The sequence below is a fragment of the Rossellomorea sp. ABR4_004 genome, from assembly GCF_056159585.1.
This window is the reverse complement of record NZ_JBSWVM010000001.1, coordinates 697,306-714,058: the sequence shown is the minus strand read 5'-3', so window position 1 is coordinate 714,058 and position 16,753 is coordinate 697,306. Positions and strand designations below refer to the sequence as shown.

23 protein-coding genes are annotated in these 16,753 nt (G+C 37.9%); all 23 read left to right on the top strand.

The window, feature by feature from the left end:
- Positions 1 to 95: 95 nt before the first annotated feature.
- The 23 genes from ACXAF2_RS03940 to ACXAF2_RS03830 all read left to right on the top strand — a co-directional run bounded on the left by ACXAF2_RS03940 (position 96) and on the right by ACXAF2_RS03830 (position 16,679).
- Positions 96 to 359, top strand: a complete 264-nt coding sequence (locus tag ACXAF2_RS03940; RefSeq protein WP_475137458.1) for an AbrB/MazE/SpoVT family DNA-binding domain-containing protein — start codon at positions 96 to 98, stop codon at positions 357 to 359.
- Between the two features lie 10 nt (positions 360 to 369).
- Entirely contained in the window at positions 370 to 1,224 is an 855-nt protein-coding gene (locus ACXAF2_RS03935; RefSeq protein ID WP_475137457.1) for a DnaD domain-containing protein, read from the top strand.
- Positions 1,225 to 1,228: 4 nt separating this feature from the next.
- Positions 1,229 to 1,432, top strand: coding sequence for a hypothetical protein (locus ACXAF2_RS03930; RefSeq protein ID WP_475137456.1), 204 nt, complete (start codon positions 1,229 to 1,231; stop codon positions 1,430 to 1,432).
- 9 nt (positions 1,433 to 1,441) lie between these two features.
- A complete protein-coding gene (locus tag ACXAF2_RS03925; RefSeq protein WP_475139094.1) occupies positions 1,442 to 1,858 on the top strand; it encodes a RusA family crossover junction endodeoxyribonuclease in 417 nt (138 codons plus the stop codon).
- A 928-nt stretch (positions 1,859 to 2,786) separates the two neighbouring features.
- The gene (locus ACXAF2_RS03920; protein WP_475137455.1) at positions 2,787 to 2,987 is read left to right on the top strand and encodes an XtrA/YqaO family protein; all 201 of its coding nucleotides are present in this window, start codon (positions 2,787 to 2,789) and stop codon (positions 2,985 to 2,987) included.
- A gap of 20 nt (positions 2,988 to 3,007) precedes the next feature.
- Positions 3,008 to 3,496 (top strand): hypothetical protein, encoded by a 489-nt coding sequence (locus ACXAF2_RS03915; RefSeq protein WP_475137454.1) that lies wholly within the window; start codon positions 3,008 to 3,010, stop codon positions 3,494 to 3,496.
- 137 nt (positions 3,497 to 3,633) lie between these two features.
- The gene (locus tag ACXAF2_RS03910) at positions 3,634 to 4,062 is read left to right on the top strand and encodes a helix-turn-helix transcriptional regulator (RefSeq protein WP_475137453.1); all 429 of its coding nucleotides are present in this window, start codon (positions 3,634 to 3,636) and stop codon (positions 4,060 to 4,062) included.
- 153 nt (positions 4,063 to 4,215) lie between these two features.
- Positions 4,216 to 4,788 carry a cold shock domain-containing protein gene (locus tag ACXAF2_RS03905; RefSeq protein ID WP_475137452.1) on the top strand — a complete coding sequence of 191 codons (573 nt, stop codon included), beginning with the start codon at positions 4,216 to 4,218 and terminating at the stop codon, positions 4,786 to 4,788.
- 69 nt (positions 4,789 to 4,857) lie between these two features.
- The gene (locus tag ACXAF2_RS03900) at positions 4,858 to 5,292 is read left to right on the top strand and encodes a terminase small subunit (protein ID WP_475137451.1); all 435 of its coding nucleotides are present in this window, start codon (positions 4,858 to 4,860) and stop codon (positions 5,290 to 5,292) included.
- Positions 5,282 to 6,568, top strand: a complete 1,287-nt coding sequence (locus tag ACXAF2_RS03895; protein ID WP_475137450.1) for a PBSX family phage terminase large subunit — start codon at positions 5,282 to 5,284, stop codon at positions 6,566 to 6,568. Before ACXAF2_RS03900 ends, ACXAF2_RS03895 begins: the two co-directional genes overlap by 11 nt.
- Before the next feature lie 10 nt (positions 6,569 to 6,578).
- The gene (locus ACXAF2_RS03890) at positions 6,579 to 8,021 is read left to right on the top strand and encodes a phage portal protein (protein ID WP_475137449.1); all 1,443 of its coding nucleotides are present in this window, start codon (positions 6,579 to 6,581) and stop codon (positions 8,019 to 8,021) included.
- Positions 8,022 to 8,031: 10 nt separating this feature from the next.
- Positions 8,032 to 8,982, top strand: coding sequence for a minor capsid protein (locus tag ACXAF2_RS03885; protein WP_475137448.1), 951 nt, complete (start codon positions 8,032 to 8,034; stop codon positions 8,980 to 8,982).
- Positions 8,983 to 9,115: 133 nt separating this feature from the next.
- Entirely contained in the window at positions 9,116 to 9,763 is a 648-nt protein-coding gene (locus tag ACXAF2_RS03880; RefSeq protein ID WP_475137447.1) for a capsid assembly scaffolding protein Gp46 family protein, read from the top strand.
- A gap of 15 nt (positions 9,764 to 9,778) precedes the next feature.
- Complete coding sequence (locus ACXAF2_RS03875) at positions 9,779 to 10,717, top strand: phage major capsid protein (RefSeq protein WP_475137446.1); 939 nt, start codon at positions 9,779 to 9,781, stop codon at positions 10,715 to 10,717.
- 28 nt (positions 10,718 to 10,745) lie between these two features.
- Complete coding sequence (locus ACXAF2_RS03870) at positions 10,746 to 11,072, top strand: hypothetical protein (protein WP_475137445.1); 327 nt, start codon at positions 10,746 to 10,748, stop codon at positions 11,070 to 11,072.
- A gap of 4 nt (positions 11,073 to 11,076) precedes the next feature.
- A complete protein-coding gene (locus ACXAF2_RS03865; RefSeq protein ID WP_475137444.1) occupies positions 11,077 to 11,409 on the top strand; it encodes a phage head-tail connector protein in 333 nt (110 codons plus the stop codon).
- Between the two features lie 301 nt (positions 11,410 to 11,710).
- Complete coding sequence (locus tag ACXAF2_RS03860) at positions 11,711 to 12,052, top strand: HK97-gp10 family putative phage morphogenesis protein (RefSeq protein WP_475137443.1); 342 nt, start codon at positions 11,711 to 11,713, stop codon at positions 12,050 to 12,052.
- An 8-nt stretch (positions 12,053 to 12,060) separates the two neighbouring features.
- A complete protein-coding gene (locus ACXAF2_RS03855) occupies positions 12,061 to 12,450 on the top strand; it encodes a hypothetical protein (protein WP_475137442.1) in 390 nt (129 codons plus the stop codon).
- 12 nt (positions 12,451 to 12,462) lie between these two features.
- Positions 12,463 to 13,008, top strand: coding sequence for a phage major tail protein, TP901-1 family (locus ACXAF2_RS03850; RefSeq protein WP_475137441.1), 546 nt, complete (start codon positions 12,463 to 12,465; stop codon positions 13,006 to 13,008).
- Positions 13,009 to 13,067: 59 nt separating this feature from the next.
- Complete coding sequence (locus ACXAF2_RS03845; RefSeq protein ID WP_475137440.1) at positions 13,068 to 13,448, top strand: tail assembly chaperone; 381 nt, start codon at positions 13,068 to 13,070, stop codon at positions 13,446 to 13,448.
- Between the two features lie 68 nt (positions 13,449 to 13,516).
- A complete protein-coding gene (locus tag ACXAF2_RS03840) occupies positions 13,517 to 13,813 on the top strand; it encodes a hypothetical protein (RefSeq protein WP_475137439.1) in 297 nt (98 codons plus the stop codon).
- 4 nt (positions 13,814 to 13,817) lie between these two features.
- On the top strand, positions 13,818 to 16,259 hold the full coding sequence (locus tag ACXAF2_RS03835) for a phage tail protein (protein ID WP_475137438.1): 2,442 nt from the start codon (positions 13,818 to 13,820) through the stop codon (positions 16,257 to 16,259).
- Between the two features lie 12 nt (positions 16,260 to 16,271).
- On the top strand, positions 16,272 to 16,679 hold the full coding sequence (locus ACXAF2_RS03830; protein WP_475137437.1) for a distal tail protein Dit: 408 nt from the start codon (positions 16,272 to 16,274) through the stop codon (positions 16,677 to 16,679).
- Positions 16,680 to 16,753 lie beyond the last annotated feature (74 nt).

Below are 16,753 nucleotides of genomic sequence, written 5' to 3'. Positions count from 1 at the left end.
TGTCTCGTATTGGACTATATGAAGCGATATCCCTATTATCACGTAAAAGGTGTTAAAGAGGGGAAAGCGATATGTGAAAGGAAGGAAGAGGAATTATGAAAGCAACTGGAATCGTGAGGAAGATCGATGAATTAGGTAGAGTGGTTATCCCAAAGGAGATTAGAAGAACGCAAGGTTTGAATAGTGGCACCCCATTAGAAATGTTCCTAGATCATGGAGGGGTTGTCTTCAGACCTTATCAAACGGATGTAACGAAGAACAATACACTTACATGGCTTGAGAATGCTTTGTCAGACGCAACGAATCAGGAAGACAGGGAATCTATTTCAGCAGCTATTTCATACGTAAGACAAGCATAGAGGTGATGACTTGAATTATCTAAAGGAACTCAAAGCTTTTAAGGATTGGTTGCTACTGAACGATCTTAATACCAGCGCAATTGCGTTATGGCACACACTGATGGCTATAAACAATATGGCTGGCTGGAAAGAACGATTCAATGCGCCCAACTCCACAGTAGAGAAATTAACTGGCCTTTCTAAACAAGGGCTGGTTAATGCTCGAATAAAGCTTATCGAAAATGAATTGATTGAGTACGAAAAAGGCAAGAAGGGGAAGGCTCCCATCTATAAGGTAAAGTCATTGGTCAACTCAGTTGACCAATCGCTATACCAATCCGATACCCAATCCGTATACCAATATGGATACCAATCCGATGACCAACAGTTGACCATACCTAAACATAAACAAAACAAAACGAAACTAAAAGAAGATGTAGTAGATGATGCACCTGCATCGCTCAATCCGTTTCAGTTTTACGAGCAAGAGGGGTTTGGGATCTTGGGAGGTTATATACCGCAAAAGATTGTGTCTTGGTGTGATGATCTCTGTGAGGAATTGGTACTGGAGGCCATGAAGATTGCTGTAGAGCAAGGAACGAAGAAATGGGGATACGTTGAAGCCATTCTTAAGAATTGGTCTCAGAAGGGGATTAGAACTCTGGAGCAGTCTCGAGCTGAGCAACAGCAGTTTAAGGAGGAGAGAACTAAGCGGACGCCTGCGAGGAATGGTAAGGTTCGGCCAATTCGTACTGAGAGATTACCAGAGTGGTTTGAGGAGAATAAGACTTCCACACAGAATCAACGCAGCGAGTCTAGTGACTATGACTTTGAGAAAGAAAAGGCAAAGCTTGAAGCAGAGCTTTTAGCATTTAAAAGGGGGTAATGAAATGGGTGTATTATTTGATTCTATTAAGGTTAGTCAGGAAGCGAAGTCACAAGGGATGATCAGTGAGCTCCTTACCTTAGATGTTACTAAAACGAAGAGTGGTACAAGCATTTATGACCTGAATTATTATGAACTAAGGCAAGAATTAGCCATTGCTAAATTTAGAAACAGGAATGTTGAGAGTTCTGAGAATGGGTGGTTTTGAGTAATGAAGATGATTCAATTTACGGTCTATGGAACTCCCGTAGCCCAGGGGAGACCAAGGTTTAGCTCTCAAGGAGGATTTGCCAGGGCTTATGATCCTAAGAAATCTAAGGACTTTAAGAAGTATGTAAAGTTGGTTGCTGCTGAGCATCGACCGAAGAAACTGCTTGAAGGACTACTACAGTTGTTTATCAGGGTATATAAGCCAACTTTGAAGAACTTCAGCAAAAAGAAGTTAGCTGCAGCTGAGAGTGGCGAATTAAGACCAGTAACAAAACCTGATGTAGACAACTATGTGAAAGGAATTAAAGACGCTTGTAACCAGATCCTCTGGAAGGATGATAGCCAGGTGGTAGAGTTATTAGCTAGTAAGTGGTATAGCGAGAAGCCAAGGATTGAGATTATGGTGGTACCCATTGATCAATAAAAAACAGGAGAAACGACTAAGTGCAGCGTTTCTCCTGTTAATAGAATTAGAATTTCTAAGTAATGATTAGTTAAGGAACGTATTCATTTCTTTTATATCTATTTTGAGTTGAAGTGCATCTTCAATCAGTCTTATGAAGTCTATGGAAGTTCCAACTCTTTTTGAGTCTACTAGTATATCCTGAAGTTTTTCTTCTGATAAAACAATTAATGAGTTCAATAAAATCATCCTTTCGGCTGCCGAAATAACTGCTTAGGATTATTTTACTGTTATTTACAGAATAATGGAATAGATTTGGATAATATTATTTGTGACTAAATTGTGAAAATATCATTATTTTAACTTTTTGATTTCTGTTTTATGTACCAGTTCTATATTTGAGTAACCTTGAGCTATTTCAATGTACTCACTGTCATAAATCCAAAGTATGTTATATTCCTTATCTTGGTATAAAACCTTGTCCCTTAAATTATATTCCATGTTAATACCTCGCTGTTTTAGTAGGTAAATACTATCACATTAGAAGAATTAAAGATTTATGCACTAGGTACATTCCGTGGAATTGTAACTGGCTATTTCGTGTAAAAACTCTTGGTTTTATTGAAAAATATTAATATATGTATATTTTCTGGTTTCTTAAATTAATCGTTACGAGGATGGATCTTTTCACTTAAGATTTTGATTTCCTTATCTATTTTTTCTCTGATTTTAGGAGAGTTGCAAGCTTTGAATTCTTTAAATAGTGATCCTAATCTCTTTATGGCCAATAAAATCTCGCATTCTTTCAAATATATCACCCCATACCATTATAGTTGGAAAAGGCATGGGTAGTAAATTTTTAACAAAAGATAATTAATTTAGAATTAAATGAAAAAAGCCAGGAATTCTCCCGGCCAGCTAACTTAATTATAACATAGGAGGAGTTCTGGTGAGGTTATCAGATGTAGAAATTAATCCTAGTACTTTAAAACTAGAAATTGATATAATGGATAAAGAAGGAAGTTTTGCTGTGGTGGTTTGTGATGGGAAGGCGAAAGTCGCTGAGTTGCCCAAACATGGAGAAACAAAGATTGTTACTCACCAAGGCAAAGTGAAAAGGGTTAAGTTTGATGAGGGGGAAGAGTTTTAGCTAAGTAGCTAATTAGTAGTATGGAGAATTTATATAGTTATTTGTTATTACAGACCAACGATACAATAAAGTATTTAAAGAAGTTAGAGAAAAAGACAGGAAAATTGAAAAGTTTTAATGACATCGAATATTTTAAAGAGTTTCTGAAAGAAAATCATTCTAAATCTCTGATTAATTATTTTATTGAGGATTTAGAAATAACTAATGGTAGTATTATTAATTATTCTAACCAGCTATTGGGATGGATAATTTCATTTGTAGGAATCATGATAACTATTTCAATGGGGATATTTGTTTTTATTGGTAATACAGGAGCTAAATACATTGATAGTAAGGAAGGTGGAATTAATCTTATAAAAAGTGCAAAATTATTTTTTTATGAAATAATGGATGTTGCAATTTTGACATTCTTATTTGTTGTAATACTAATTTTTTTAACTAATTATTTGTTTAATAGAAATAGACATAAATATATTAAATTGCTAAAAAGTATTGATTTTGATAAATAGATTAAATTTAATTTATTTAATCAAAGCACCTCAACATTTTTAATAGTTCTACCAGCCAACTGGAGGACACTGATCTAACACATGTAATGGTGTTGATTGGTGTCCTTTTTTATATTTCTTATAAGGGGTTGTTAGCTATGAAGAAAGAGCAAGTAGCTTTAATATTAAAAGATTATCACTGGATGATAAACTCTATAAGGGTTATCAGGGAATCGCTTTCTGATGCTGGTGAGGGAATTACAGCACAATATGGAGAAGAGGCAGGGCAACCGAAAGCTAAGGGAACTACCAGTGATCCAATTTATAAAGAAGTGTTGAGAAGAGAAAAGCGCCACCGAGTTATAGATAAATACAAAGCTAAGATATCGATTATCCAGGACAAGTTACATCTTATCAATGATGACCGCGAGATTGAAGTGCTTCACTGGTTGTTGGAAGGAAAAAGTTATCGGTGGATTGGAATGCATATGGGGCTTTCCTACTCTCACATTAAAAGAATAAGAGACTCTATCGTTGAACAATTGGTTTGCGAAACAAATGGCACGAAGGACACTAAATTGTTTTGATAAATATTGTTGAATATAATAAAAGGAGACAATACAGTTAATAAAAGGATTAACACTTTTTAATTCAGAGACTAATTAAACTGAAAGAAAATCAACCTTATTTCTTCATAAAATTTTCCTCTTTCCGATAATATTGAAAGAGGAGGTGTAGAAATGAAAGGTAAAGTAATTAAATTTTTCACAGAAAAAGGTTTTGGGTTTATTACAGACACAGAAAGAAATAACAGATTTTTTCATATATCAAATATAGTAAATGCAGAAAATCCTAAAGTTGGGTCCATGGTAGAATTTAAACCTTCAACAAATGATAAAGGATTAATTGCACTAGACATAAAATTTATTGATACTGTTAGTGTGCCTACATTTCTCGTTTGTGGGAATACACGTATTAAATTGAGCAACATCAAGAACTATGGTCTAGATTCTGAAACCGAGACTAATACAAGTTATATAAAGAAAAAATACACTCAGGATCAGAAAAGAAAGAGAAGGAAGGAAGCATTACCTAATGCACTAATTAATTCATTTAAACATCCACTTATGGGTGTAGCATCTTTTGCTGATAGTATGTTGGAAAGTTATTACGAAGAAAAGGTTATTACCAAGAAAGAATTTAATATTTTGTACATAACAACTTATCAGGGAGATAATTATAGATTCCATGAAAAGTATGAAAGTTTTGACGTTATAAAGAAGTTGAAGGAATTAGATGATTATTTTTCTTGAGAAAAGCATCCTTTGGGATGCTTTTTTAGATATACAACTTTATTAATTGGAGGTGGCAGGTGAGATGATATGGAATTAACAGAAAAACAAAGACGATTTGCAGATGAATACGTAAGAACTGGGAACATTTCATCTTCATATAAAATTGCATACCCAAGTGTGAAAAAGGATTCTGCTGCAAGGGCATCTGGAAGTAGGCTGCTAACAAAAGCTAACGTGAAATCTTATATTGAAGAACGTTTGGAGCAATTGAAAAAAGAGTCAATCGCCAAACAAGATGAGATTCTTCAGTTTTTGACGGCCGTCATGAGGGGAGAACATACAGAACAAATCCCGGTAGGTATTGGTGAAGGTGCTCAACAGCTAGAAGACAAGGATCCTTTTCTGAAAGATCGTGTTAAAGCAGCAGAGCTCTTAGGTAAGAGATATGTCATGTGGACCGATAAGCAGCAGGTAGAGACGATAACCCCTGTATTTGTAGAGGATGTACCAGATGAAGACTAAGCAACATAAAATCTCCATCAAAAAGAAGATTGGTGGAGGGTACAACCGGTTTTGGAACAACAAGCAGTTCTACCGGGTAGTAAAAGGTTCACGTGGTAGTAAGAAATCAAAGAACACCGCATTAAATTTCATTCACAGAATCATGAAATACTCATGGGCGAATCTATTAGTAGTCCGGCGATATTCAAACACCAACAAACAATCCACTTATACTGATTTAAAATGGGCAGCCACGCAATTAGGGGTTGCCCATTTATTTAAGTTCAATGAATCAATGCCAGAGATAACGTACATGCCTACTGGCCAGAAGATCCTGTTTAGAGGTCTTGATGATGAATTGAAGATTACATCAATAACCGTTGATGTTGGGATATTGAGCTGGGCATGGTTTGAAGAAGCTTATCAAATTGAGACTGAAGCTAAATTTAGAACTGTTGTTGAATCAATCCGGGGTAAATATGATGATCCGAACTTTTTTAAACAGATTACAGTTACGTTTAATCCTTGGTCTGAACGACACTGGCTTAAGAAAGTCTTCTTTGATGAAGAGACCAGGGAAAAAGATACGTTTGCTATTACAACGACCTTTCGAGTTAATGAGTGGCTAGACGACGTAGACCGAGCCAGATATGAAGACTTATATAGAACCAACCCTAGACGTGCCAGGATTGTTTGTGATGGTGAATGGGGAGTAGCTGAAGGGCTGGTATTTGATAACTTCCATGTCAGGGATTTCGATATTCAGCAGAAAATCAAAGAGATTCAGGAAACGGCACATGGTATGGACTTTGGTTTTACAAACGATCCTACTACCTTACCAAGTTCAGTAGTGGACCTGAAAAATAAAGAGCTTTGGATATATGATGAGCATTATGAGAAAGCGATGTTAACGGAAGAGATATACAAGATGATTGTGAGTAAAGGACTTCTTAAATCAGTCATCACAGCTGACTCTGCAGAACGACGATTGATTCAGGAATTAATCAATAAAGGTGTTAGAAGGATGAGAGCTTCAGTCAAAGGGAAAGGCAGCGTAAATCAAGGAATATTGTTCATTCAAGGATTCAAGGTATACATTCATCCCACATGTGAACATACCATTGAAGAATTTAATACGTACACGTTTGATCAGGATAAAGACGGTAAGTGGTTGAATACACCGATAGATGCAAATAACCATATTATCGATGCATTGAGATATAGCCTAGAACAATACCATTTGGGAGTGACTAAGAAAGACGATACTTATAATGCTATAAAAGGATTAGGTTTATAGGAGGTGGAACATGAATCACGTTAATAATTTTGAGCTTGGTGAAGATAAGTACAGCAGGACGAAGAAAAGGCGGTTCAGTAAAGAGGCAAATATTCAATATACGTTTGAATCAGCTAAATCGCTGGTCCAAAATACAAGTGACCTTTCTGCCATTCTAAAACATCATATTGAACACCAGCGTCCAAGGCTCAATGTCTTGGACGATTATTATCTTGGGGAGAACACGACAATCTCAGTCTCCAAACGGCGCAAAGAAGACGATAAGGCAGATCACCGGGCCAAGCATAATTATGCTAAGTATGTATCAAACTTCATGCAAGGATTCTTTGTTGGTATGCCTGTTTCAGTCCGTCATAAGGATGAAACCACTCAAGAGAAAATTAATGAAATCAACGAGACGATCGAAGATGCAGCGCTTAATGCAGATATAGTCCTTGATTTATCAATCTACGGTCGGGCATATGAACTGATACACCGGAATCAACTGGATCAGACCAAGGTATATTTGTCTTCGCCATTAGAAACCTTCTTAATCTATGACACTACTATAGAGAAAAACGTTATTGCTGGGGTTCGATACTTCTCAGTTGGTTATGGCGGACAACGAAAGATTAAAGTCATCCTTTATACAGACAAGAAGATCTACACGTATTTCACTTCGAATATGGGTGACTATAATTTGACGATTGATAGTGAGGTTGATCATCCGTTTGCGGAAGTCCCGATTAATGAACACAGTAACAATCGATTCCGTCAGGGGGATTTTGAGAATGTACTGGACTTGATTGATTTATATGATGCAGCACAATCTGATACGGCAAACTATATGACTGATTTGAATGATGCCATGCTGAAGATACTCGGTAATGTGGAGTTGGATGCGACCGAAGCGAAGAAGATGAAAGAGGCAAATATTATCTTTCTGAAGCCGTCACAAAATGCAGATGGCAGAGAGGGCAATATTGAAGCTGATTATATTTATAAACAATACGATGTATCTGGAAGTGAAGCGTATAAAGGAAGGCTTCAAACGGATATTCATAAGTTCACAAATACACCGGACCTGAATGACGATAACTTCGCCGGCCAGCAAACTGGTGAAGCTATGAAGTACAAGTTATTTGGTCTGGAACAAATACGAATTAACAAAGAACGATTATTCAAAAGGTCTCTCAATCGACGTTATAAGCTGATAAACAATGTCATGCACCTGGCGAGCGAAGCGGGCAAAGGGGAGTTTGAAGGGTTAGCCTATAAATTCACTCCAAACCTTCCGAAGAGCACGAAAGAGGCAGTGGATATGTTCAATGCACTTGGAGGTGAGTTGTCGCAGGATACGAAGCTGAAGATTATTCCAATGATTGTAGAAAACCCAGAAGAGGAAGAAAAAAAGATATCAGGTGAAAGGACCGAACAAAGACAATCGATGTCCTCCGAGTATATGGGGAATTGAGGTGTGGTAGATGGCTGTTGAAGAATCCTACTGGATAAAGCGTGAAAGAGACAATATCAAGCGTGAGCAAATGAAAGATGAAGAGGTATCAAGAAAATTAAAAGAGATAATTGATCATGCTCTTCGCGAGGTAGAAAAAGAAATCAATGCTTTTTATTCGAGGTACGCAGAAAAAAATACGATAACGTTAGCTGAAGCTAAGAAGAGAGTTTCAGAATTCGATGTTCAATCATTCGAAAGAACAGCAGCACGATATGTGAGGGAAAAAGATTTCTCTCCGAAAGCGAATAAGGAGCTCTACACCTACAATACAAAAATGAGGATAAACCGGCAGGAGCTCCTTATGATGTATTTGAATGCTCACTTGGTATCGATGACGAATGAGCAAGATAAGACCTTTCAAGAGTACCTGGAACAGGCAGGAATATCTGAAGTGTTAAGGCAAGCCGGGATTTTAGGAGTCAACATGGCAATCACCACTCCAACTCTTAAATCAATTGTAGGAGCCTCGTTTTACGGAGCCAAGTGGTCTTCAAGGATATGGGGGGATATGAAAGCCCTCAGAGAAGAATTGGACGGTATTATCAATAGTGCAATCGTTCGTGGTGTACATCCTAGTAAGTATTTAAAAAAGATTCGAGAGCGATTTGAAGTCAGTTCATTTGAAGCAAAAAGGTTATTAATCACTGAAACTGTCAGAGTCCAAGTGGAAGCACAAAAGTTATCGTATCAGGTGGTTTCTAATGATGAAGAAGCTGAATATGAGTATGTTGCTGTAATGGACGGGAAGACCACTAAGAGATGTAAACTTTTGAATAAGAAAAAATTCAAAGTGAAGGAAATGAAGCCAGGGATCAATGCTCCTCCCATGCATCCATTTTGTAGGAGTTCAACGGCACTTGTTTTGGGAGACTGGAGAAAGGATTTTTTCGCAAGTATGAAAGAGAAATATACCTTATAAGAATTTGTTCGAGCGCGTCTTTGAGCACCAGACGTTATAAACAGGCTTATTTGTTTTGTTAATAAACGTGTGAGGACGTTAATGATGGGCATCTGCGTGTTGTTGCGTGTTCATGGGTTAGGAGGAAATGAAAGTGAAAAAACCAATAAATGTGTTTAATCCAGCAGCCTTTAAGAAACAGTTTGAACCTTTAAAACTAGATCTGCAGTATTTTTCCGAGCCGAATGACCCGCCTGCGGATCCACCGAATCCCGATGATCCACCAAACGATCCACCGGAAAAGGTTGAGCTTTCGGCAGAGGAGCTTCAAAAGAAGATTGAAGCTGAGTCAGATCGGAAGCTTGCAAAAGCTCTTGAGAAGAAGCAGAAGGAATGGGAGTCTCAGCTTGATCAAAGAATTGCTGATGCTAAAAAGGATGCAGAACAATACGCAAAAATGACTCAAAAAGAAAGGAAAGATGCTGAGTACAAGAAACGCCTCGAAGAACTTGATAAGCGAGAGCGTGAATTAAATACTAAGCAACTTCGTTCCGATGTGGAAGCTGATCTGAAGGATAAGGGTCTACCTACTGCTTTTTCAGAGTCTCTTATTAAGCTTGAAGATAACGAGAAAATCAAAGAAGCGGTGACCAGTATCAAAAAGGAATTCGATGTTGCAGTTAATAACGCAGTGAAGGAAAAGCTTCGTCAGGATCCCCCTGAAACGGGCGGTTCAAAACTAAACAACAGCAGCCATACGACAAAAGCAGAAATGGCAAGGAAGAATAGAATCATTAAATAAGAGGAGAGAAATCATATGGGAACAAATCTATTAAAACTTGATCTACAGTACTTTGCACAAACATTTAGCCCAGATAACGTAATGGTTCACGAAGCGAAAGATGGTACAATTCCGGATAAATACAACACAATGATCTTGAATGATGTAATGGAAAACTCCAAGATCATGCAGCTGGGTGTTTATGAGGAAATGACGGATAAAGAAAAGACATTTGAATACTTTGCCGAAGGACCTGGGGCTTACTGGGTAGGAGAGACTGAGAAGATCCAAACTTCAAAACCAACCTTGCTGCAAGTAAAGATGATGGCCAAGAAGCTGGCTGTCATTCTACCAGTTTCCCGTGAGTATCTACAATACAGGGTTTCGAATTTCTTTGAATTGATGCGGCCGAAGATTGCAGAGGCATTCTACAAAAAGTTTGATGAAGCAGGAATTCTGAATGTTGCTAACCCATTCACTCAATCTATTGAACAATCAGTAACAGCTGCAGAAAATATAGTTTATGACGGGATCACTTACGACAATATCCTGGCTGTAGAAGATGAGCTTTTCGAGAATGATGTGGAGCCGAACGCATGGATTTCAAAAGTGCAAAATCATTCTGCCTTACGCAATGCTCAAAAAGCTGAAAATGGAACATTACAATCATTGTATGATCGTTCAAACAATACTATTGATGGATTGCCAGCAGTAGATTTAAAAACTGCAAATCTTGCAAAGGGAACTCTTTATACTGGTGATTTTGATCAATTGCGTTACGGTATTCCTTTTAATATTGATTATGCAATTTCAGAGGAAGCACAACTGTCTACTATTACAAATGCAGACGGGTCACCTATAAACTTGTTTGAGCAAGAAATGGTTGCCCTGCGTGCCACAATGGATGTAGGTCTTATGATCATTAAAGATGAAGCGTTCGCTAAGTTAACGCCTGACGCTCCACCGGTAGGATAAATAATATAAATGTTAGGAGGAATCTTAATTGAAATATACAGTATTACGTTCATTTACAGATAAGGACACCAAGAAAGCATACTACAAAGGGAATTCTTATCCAGGTGAAAAAGTGTCTAAGGAACGATTAGAGGAGCTCACAACTAAGAACAATACGCAAAAGAAAGTGTTGATTGAAGTAGTGGGACCTTCTAACAAAGCAGATGTAGAAAATTCCTATGGCGAGCCAGCAGATCATGATGGTCAAGACGGAGAATTCCCAAAGCATACAGGCGGTCCTTGGTATGTATTGTCTAATGGAGAAAAGATTCAGGGTAAAGAAGAAGCTCTTGCTGCAGAAGCAGAATTGAAGTGATTGAATGACCATCAAAGATAATGTCAAAATCATTGTGGGAATTCAAGATGATCTTCAAGACAGCCAGATTGATAGACTAATCACAAATGTAGAAGCTAGATTGAGAGTCTGGTTTATGCAAAATGCTGGGCTGCCAGGAATACCTGAAGAGTTAATGTTCATTGTTGAGGAGTTGGTGGTGAACCGGTATAACAAAATCGGTAGTGAAGGGATGAAGTCAGAATCCATCGAAGGCAGGTCTGTTACATTTACAGAAGACGATTTTAAGCCCTATCATTCCATCTTAGAAACGTATATTCCTAAAACAGAGAATTCAGGAAAGGTAATGTTCTTTTGATGAGGTACTCCGATCGGATCACACTCCATAAAGTTATAGGCAGGGCATATGATCCTTCTGTAAGTAAGACAGTTGTTAGGGTGGATGATGGTGTCACACTTCCCTGCGACACGTCCCCTATCAGCTTGGAAAGAGTGAAGGTGTTATTCGGTTCCTTAGACAAGCAAATCACCACAGTTAGACTACAGCGACCATATAGAAGCAAAGTAGATAAAGCTATCATCAACGGAAAGAAATATAACGTTCTCCGCCATGTTCCATACAGGTCGGAGAGCGTTTTGTTTTTGGAAGGGGTGAGCGAGTGGACTTAGATGGACTAGATGCCCTGCTTGCAAAGCTTGACCGAATGAATAGGGATATTGAAGATGATGTCGGAAAAATCGTGAAGAACAATACCATTGAAATGACCGAAAAGGTAGTAAAGAATGCTGAATTTACCCAAGGTTACCAAACGGGCTATACAAAAAGAAATATTGAAACGAACATGGTAAGTAAACTTGCTGGAAAGACAATCAGTAAATCCGAACACTCTGGTTACCTTGAATTCGGAACACGGTTCATGGATGCTCAACCATTCATCTTTCCTGGATTCTACAACCAGAAAAAGCAGTTCCTCGATGACCTAAATAGACTTGTAAAGTAGGTGAGTAGATGAAATCACCAAAGATCCAATTGTTTAATGAAGTATTCAATAAATCTATTTCATTGGGATACGACACATACGATTATCTTCCAGGAAAAGATGAGGGAATTTCTTATCCGTTTGTTCATTTAGCAGGTTCGATAGGATCTGATGTCATTAACAACAAAGAAGTGATTACCGGTAATCTATCACAAACCATTCATGTTTGGGAGATTGCAAATAACCGATCGCATTTTGCCGAAATGATCTATAATCTCGAAATGGCATTGCGAAGGCTAACGAATCTTGATAATTACTACGTGAGACTGGTTTCACTTGATTCAAATGAAATCTATGATAATACAACAACGGACAATCTGCTTCATGGAGTTATCCAAGCAGAATACAGAATAACTTAGGAGGTTAGTAGTATGGCCAACATTGCCAAAGGGGTACATAAGGTACTCTATTTTCGAAAGCTCGGTGAGGCTGCAGAAGGAGCAAAGCTAGTATTTCAAACTGAACACTCAAAGTCCTATTCCCGTGATAGAGAATCAACTGAGACCAAGGATGGAAGTGTTTCAGGCTCAGGGGCACTTGAGGATGAAGTAAGCATTTCAGCCCTCCAGGCAGAAACAGACCCAACATTTACAATGCTCAGTGATTCTATTGTTGATGATTATCCAGTAGAGATGTGGGAAGTGGACTTAGCTGATAGAGAAGAAACAGGGACCGAACCTGATACAATTACAACCTTTGCTGCAGAATACCGACAGGGTTATATAACAGAATGGGAGACTACGAATCCATCAGAAGACGATCCTGAGGTGAGTGGGACCTTTATAACTCAATTTAAACGGCAAAAAGGAAGAGTGACACTGCCTTCAAATGATATCGAAACATTAGGTTATGTATTTCATGACGTTTTAGCAACGGATCCAGCCGACGACGGACTTGGAACACCACCAGAAGCATAATAGGAATTCGGAGGGGGCTAACCCCTCTTTAATTTTGATTTTTTTAGGAGGAAAATAATTTGCATATTAACTTTAACGGTAGAGATATTGAACTTTCATTTGGACTTCGAACCCTTACGACAATTGACCGATCCTTGGGTTTAGAAGTGGAGAGTGTGAGCTTGGGTCAAGGGTTAGAAACCATGTTGGTTCCAGGTCTTCAATCAGGTAATGTCATTTGTCTTTATAAGCTGATTCAAGCAGCAACTGCTCATGATAAGAAAAAGCCAACTACTGATGAAGACTTTGAAGCAATCTTGAATGATATCGCAGACAGTGAAGGCCTAGATGAATTTGCTCAACGCGTCATGTATGAACTGGGAAAGCAACCTATGACCCGAAAGCTGGTTCCAGAAAAGTATCAAGCAGTGAAAAAAGTGAGCAAAACGACAGAGGGCTAACCTATAACGAAGTAGTTATATATGCACTTCGAAAACTTGGTATAGAGCGATTAGTTGATGTTGAAGAGATGACATTAAGTGAGTTCCATTTTAAAAGGTATGCCCAGGAGTATAAGGAAATAGATGACGAATACAAACTGCATAAGCTTGCTTTTCTCATTCGGAACGCTGAAGCGAAAGTCAATAAAGGGACCGAGAAGAAACCAAAAGAGGAATATGCATTCAAAGATTTCAACGACTTTTTTGACTATGAGGAAGCATTAAAAACTGTTGATCAAGGATTTATTGTACAAAGTACCAATAAGCCTACAAAGAAATTATCTCCTGCACAAATTGCTCTTCAACGAAATTCTAGAAAGGGGTGAATACATGTCTAACTACTCTGTAGAAGCTGAATTGAAAGCGAATGTTACGAAGTTCAGGAAGGCTATTCAGAAGGCAAGAGACATAACGGAAAAGTTCAAAAGAGATTCAGAGAGTGTAGAAGATACCACATTAGATGCTGATATTAAGCCACTGAAACGTAACATAAAAAATGCAAAGAAAATGATGGATAGATTCACTAAAGGCAAAGTGAAAAAAGAAGTGGACGCGAATACAGTTAGCTTCTTTAAGAAGATCAGCAATTTACAGGCAAAGGCAAAAGCGATTGCTCGAGATAAAATCATCATCCGAGTGGAGGCTCGAGTGGATAAATTTCAACAGAGGATAGATCGTATAGCCAAGACGATTAATTCTGTTGGAACTGTTACAGGTAATTTCTTTAGAGGTGGATCTCTAGCTGCACTTCCTGCATTAGTACCTATAATTACAAGTTTGGCTGGTGCTCTCGGAGGTTTGACTACATCATTTGCTGCAGCTGGAACGGGTGCTATTTTATTTGGGACTGTGGCTACCTCAGCTTTAAATGATGTGTTTGAAGCAAACAAAACGATTAAAGATTTACGAAACGAGCTAGCAAACACCACTGATTTAGAAAAAAGAGCCGAAATACTAAAAGAGATTGAGAGTGCTCAGGCGAGTTTATCAAAAGAGCAACAAAGAGGGTTAAAAGCACTCCAATCATTTAGTAAGTTTTGGGGGAAGTTTATAAAGCAATTTGAAAAGCCTGTAATGGACATTTTTATCCGGAGCTTAAATCAAGTACAGTCGTTACTTCAAGAATTAAAGCCTGCATTTTACGGAGCCATTAGCGCAGTGGACATATTATCTAAAAGTCTGGGGCAATCAATAGAAGCAAAAGAGTTTAAGGAATTCATTAGCTTTTTAAACAAAAATGCAGGTCCAGCGATGGTAGCTCTAGGAAAATCATTCGGGAATACTATGCAAGGAATTATGAATCTAATGGTTGCATTTACACCATTATCTATTGATATGCAGGGTGGACTGGTCGGCTTAACAGAGAAGTTTGCTACCTGGTCTGCTACATTAGATGAGTCAAAAGGATTTCAGAATTTTATTAAGTATGTCAGAGAAAACGGACCCAAGTTAATGGCACTAATAGGTAATATCACTAACTTTCTAGTGCAACTGGGAATTGGTATGGCTCCTCTAGGTTCAAAAATACTTGATATAGTTAATGGATTTTTAAGTTGGTCTTCAGAAATGATGAAGGCTAATCCATTGATTGCTAAAGTCATTACCATGATTTTGTCACTAAGTGGAGTTTTGTTATCTTTAACACCTCTTATCATACTAGTTAGAACAGCTTTCGGTGGTATGGCTACCTTTATATGGCTTAAAACAGGAATGATGCGAGCCGGTTTAGTTACTGGCATTCAGATGATGATAAAGTCTTTAGCTCAATTCATTTTATCAGTAGTCACTACTGTCGCTCAGTTTATTGTTCAATCAGCTATCTTTATTGCTAGGTGGACTCTGATGGGTGCACAGGCACTGATACAAGGTGCTAGAATAGCAGCAGCTTGGCTACTTGCAACAGGTAAAAACATGGTGATTGCATTGTCTAAGATGGTAGCAACTTCAGCAATCTTCGTTGCAAAGTGGGCCTGGATGGGAATTCAAGCATTATTTCATGCTGCTAGGATGGCTGCAGCCTGGTTTATTGCATTGGGACCTGTCGGATGGGTAATCGCTGCGGTGGTCGGGTTAGTAGTGTTAATCATTGCAAACTGGGATAAAGTCAAAAAATGGACAGTGAAAATCTGGTCTGCTGTTTGGAATTGGATTAAAGACATAGCAAGTAAAATCAAAAATTGGGTGTCGGATAAGTTTGGTGCTTTGAAAAATGCAGTGAATGAAAAAATGTCTGCAACTTGGATGATTATTAAAGCAATTTGGAGTAACATATTAAGCTATTTTAATAGCATCGACCTCTATGAATCTGGTAAAGCAATCATTCAAAGTGCTATAGATGGCTTGTCAGCAATGAAGGGAAAGATCCTGGGAACAGTTGAAAATATAGTTGGTGCCGTCCGTGATTTCTGGCCATTTTCTCCTGCAAAAAGAGGACCTTTGAGTGATATTCATAGAATGGATTTTAATGGGCCCATTAAAACATCCATTGAAAAAGCGAAAGCTCCACTTGTAAGAGCAACGACAAAACTTGCAGGTGGTGTGAAAGAAGCTTTTAACCCAAGTCTATCTGTCAATCGTTCACAAATCAGGACAGGTTTAAGAGGACTGAAAAAGAATAGCACTACTCAGGTGAAAAGTGCAATAAATGCAGAAGTTCAAGTCACAAATAAACAACCTGCCCAAATAAACCTTCAGTTAGGTAGGAAAGCATTCAAAGCTTTTGTAGAAGATATTACAGAAGTACAAGATAGAAACGTACATTTTCAAAGTTAAAGGAGGTACTTTATGTATGAGTTTGTAGATTTTTCAGAGCCTGGTACTTTAAGTACCTCTCTATCCATCCAGACTATTTTTAATGGAACCAATCTTGATGAAGCTCTATCTGATCATTTAGGTAATTTTACAACTCTAACAGTCTCGGGAAGAAGTAACCTGAGTAATCGGATCAATGCGTTCGAAATTCCCGGAAGAGAAGGGCTTATGGAATCGAGTGACGTGACTAGTAAAGAAAAAGAAATCACGATTAAATATAAAATTTCTGACAGGACAAATGAAGGATTCCGTCAAAGATATAACCGATTAAATGCCTTGTTAAAAGGTTCAAAAAAAGAGCTAATATTTACAGATGAAGGTGCTACTTTCAATGCAACCCTATCTCTAACGATGTACCAGAAGAGGATTCAAATATATTAATTGGGAGTATCACTTTCTTCTGCTCAGATCCAAATAAATATGGCAGATTAAAAAATCCCATTTTCACAAACTTA

Bases quoted from the DNA above. Each gene is read 5' to 3' on its own strand.
- ACXAF2_RS03910 (WP_475137453.1), top strand. From the start codon at position 3,634: ATGAAGAAAGAGCAAGTAGCTTTAATATTAAAAGATTATCACTGGATG.
- ACXAF2_RS03830 (WP_475137437.1), top strand. From the start codon at position 16,272: ATGTATGAGTTTGTAGATTTTTCAGAGCCTGGTACTTTAAGTACCTCT.
- ACXAF2_RS03855 (WP_475137442.1), top strand. From the start codon at position 12,061: ATGAAATCACCAAAGATCCAATTGTTTAATGAAGTATTCAATAAATCT.
- ACXAF2_RS03875 (WP_475137446.1), top strand. From the start codon at position 9,779: ATGGGAACAAATCTATTAAAACTTGATCTACAGTACTTTGCACAAACA.
- ACXAF2_RS03835 (WP_475137438.1), top strand. From the start codon at position 13,818: ATGTCTAACTACTCTGTAGAAGCTGAATTGAAAGCGAATGTTACGAAG.
- ACXAF2_RS03840 (WP_475137439.1), top strand. From the start codon at position 13,517: ATGACATTAAGTGAGTTCCATTTTAAAAGGTATGCCCAGGAGTATAAG.
- ACXAF2_RS03865 (WP_475137444.1), top strand. From the start codon at position 11,077: ATGACCATCAAAGATAATGTCAAAATCATTGTGGGAATTCAAGATGAT.
- ACXAF2_RS03850 (WP_475137441.1), top strand. From the start codon at position 12,463: ATGGCCAACATTGCCAAAGGGGTACATAAGGTACTCTATTTTCGAAAG.
- ACXAF2_RS03925 (WP_475139094.1), top strand. From the start codon at position 1,442: ATGATTCAATTTACGGTCTATGGAACTCCCGTAGCCCAGGGGAGACCA.
- ACXAF2_RS03890 (WP_475137449.1), top strand. From the start codon at position 6,579: ATGAATCACGTTAATAATTTTGAGCTTGGTGAAGATAAGTACAGCAGG.
- ACXAF2_RS03895 (WP_475137450.1), top strand. From the start codon at position 5,282: ATGAAGACTAAGCAACATAAAATCTCCATCAAAAAGAAGATTGGTGGA.
- ACXAF2_RS03885 (WP_475137448.1), top strand. From the start codon at position 8,032: ATGGCTGTTGAAGAATCCTACTGGATAAAGCGTGAAAGAGACAATATC.
- ACXAF2_RS03900 (WP_475137451.1), top strand. From the start codon at position 4,858: ATGGAATTAACAGAAAAACAAAGACGATTTGCAGATGAATACGTAAGA.
- ACXAF2_RS03915 (WP_475137454.1), top strand. From the start codon at position 3,008: ATGGAGAATTTATATAGTTATTTGTTATTACAGACCAACGATACAATA.
- ACXAF2_RS03940 (WP_475137458.1), top strand. From the start codon at position 96: ATGAAAGCAACTGGAATCGTGAGGAAGATCGATGAATTAGGTAGAGTG.
- ACXAF2_RS03930 (WP_475137456.1), top strand. From the start codon at position 1,229: ATGGGTGTATTATTTGATTCTATTAAGGTTAGTCAGGAAGCGAAGTCA.
- ACXAF2_RS03905 (WP_475137452.1), top strand. From the start codon at position 4,216: ATGAAAGGTAAAGTAATTAAATTTTTCACAGAAAAAGGTTTTGGGTTT.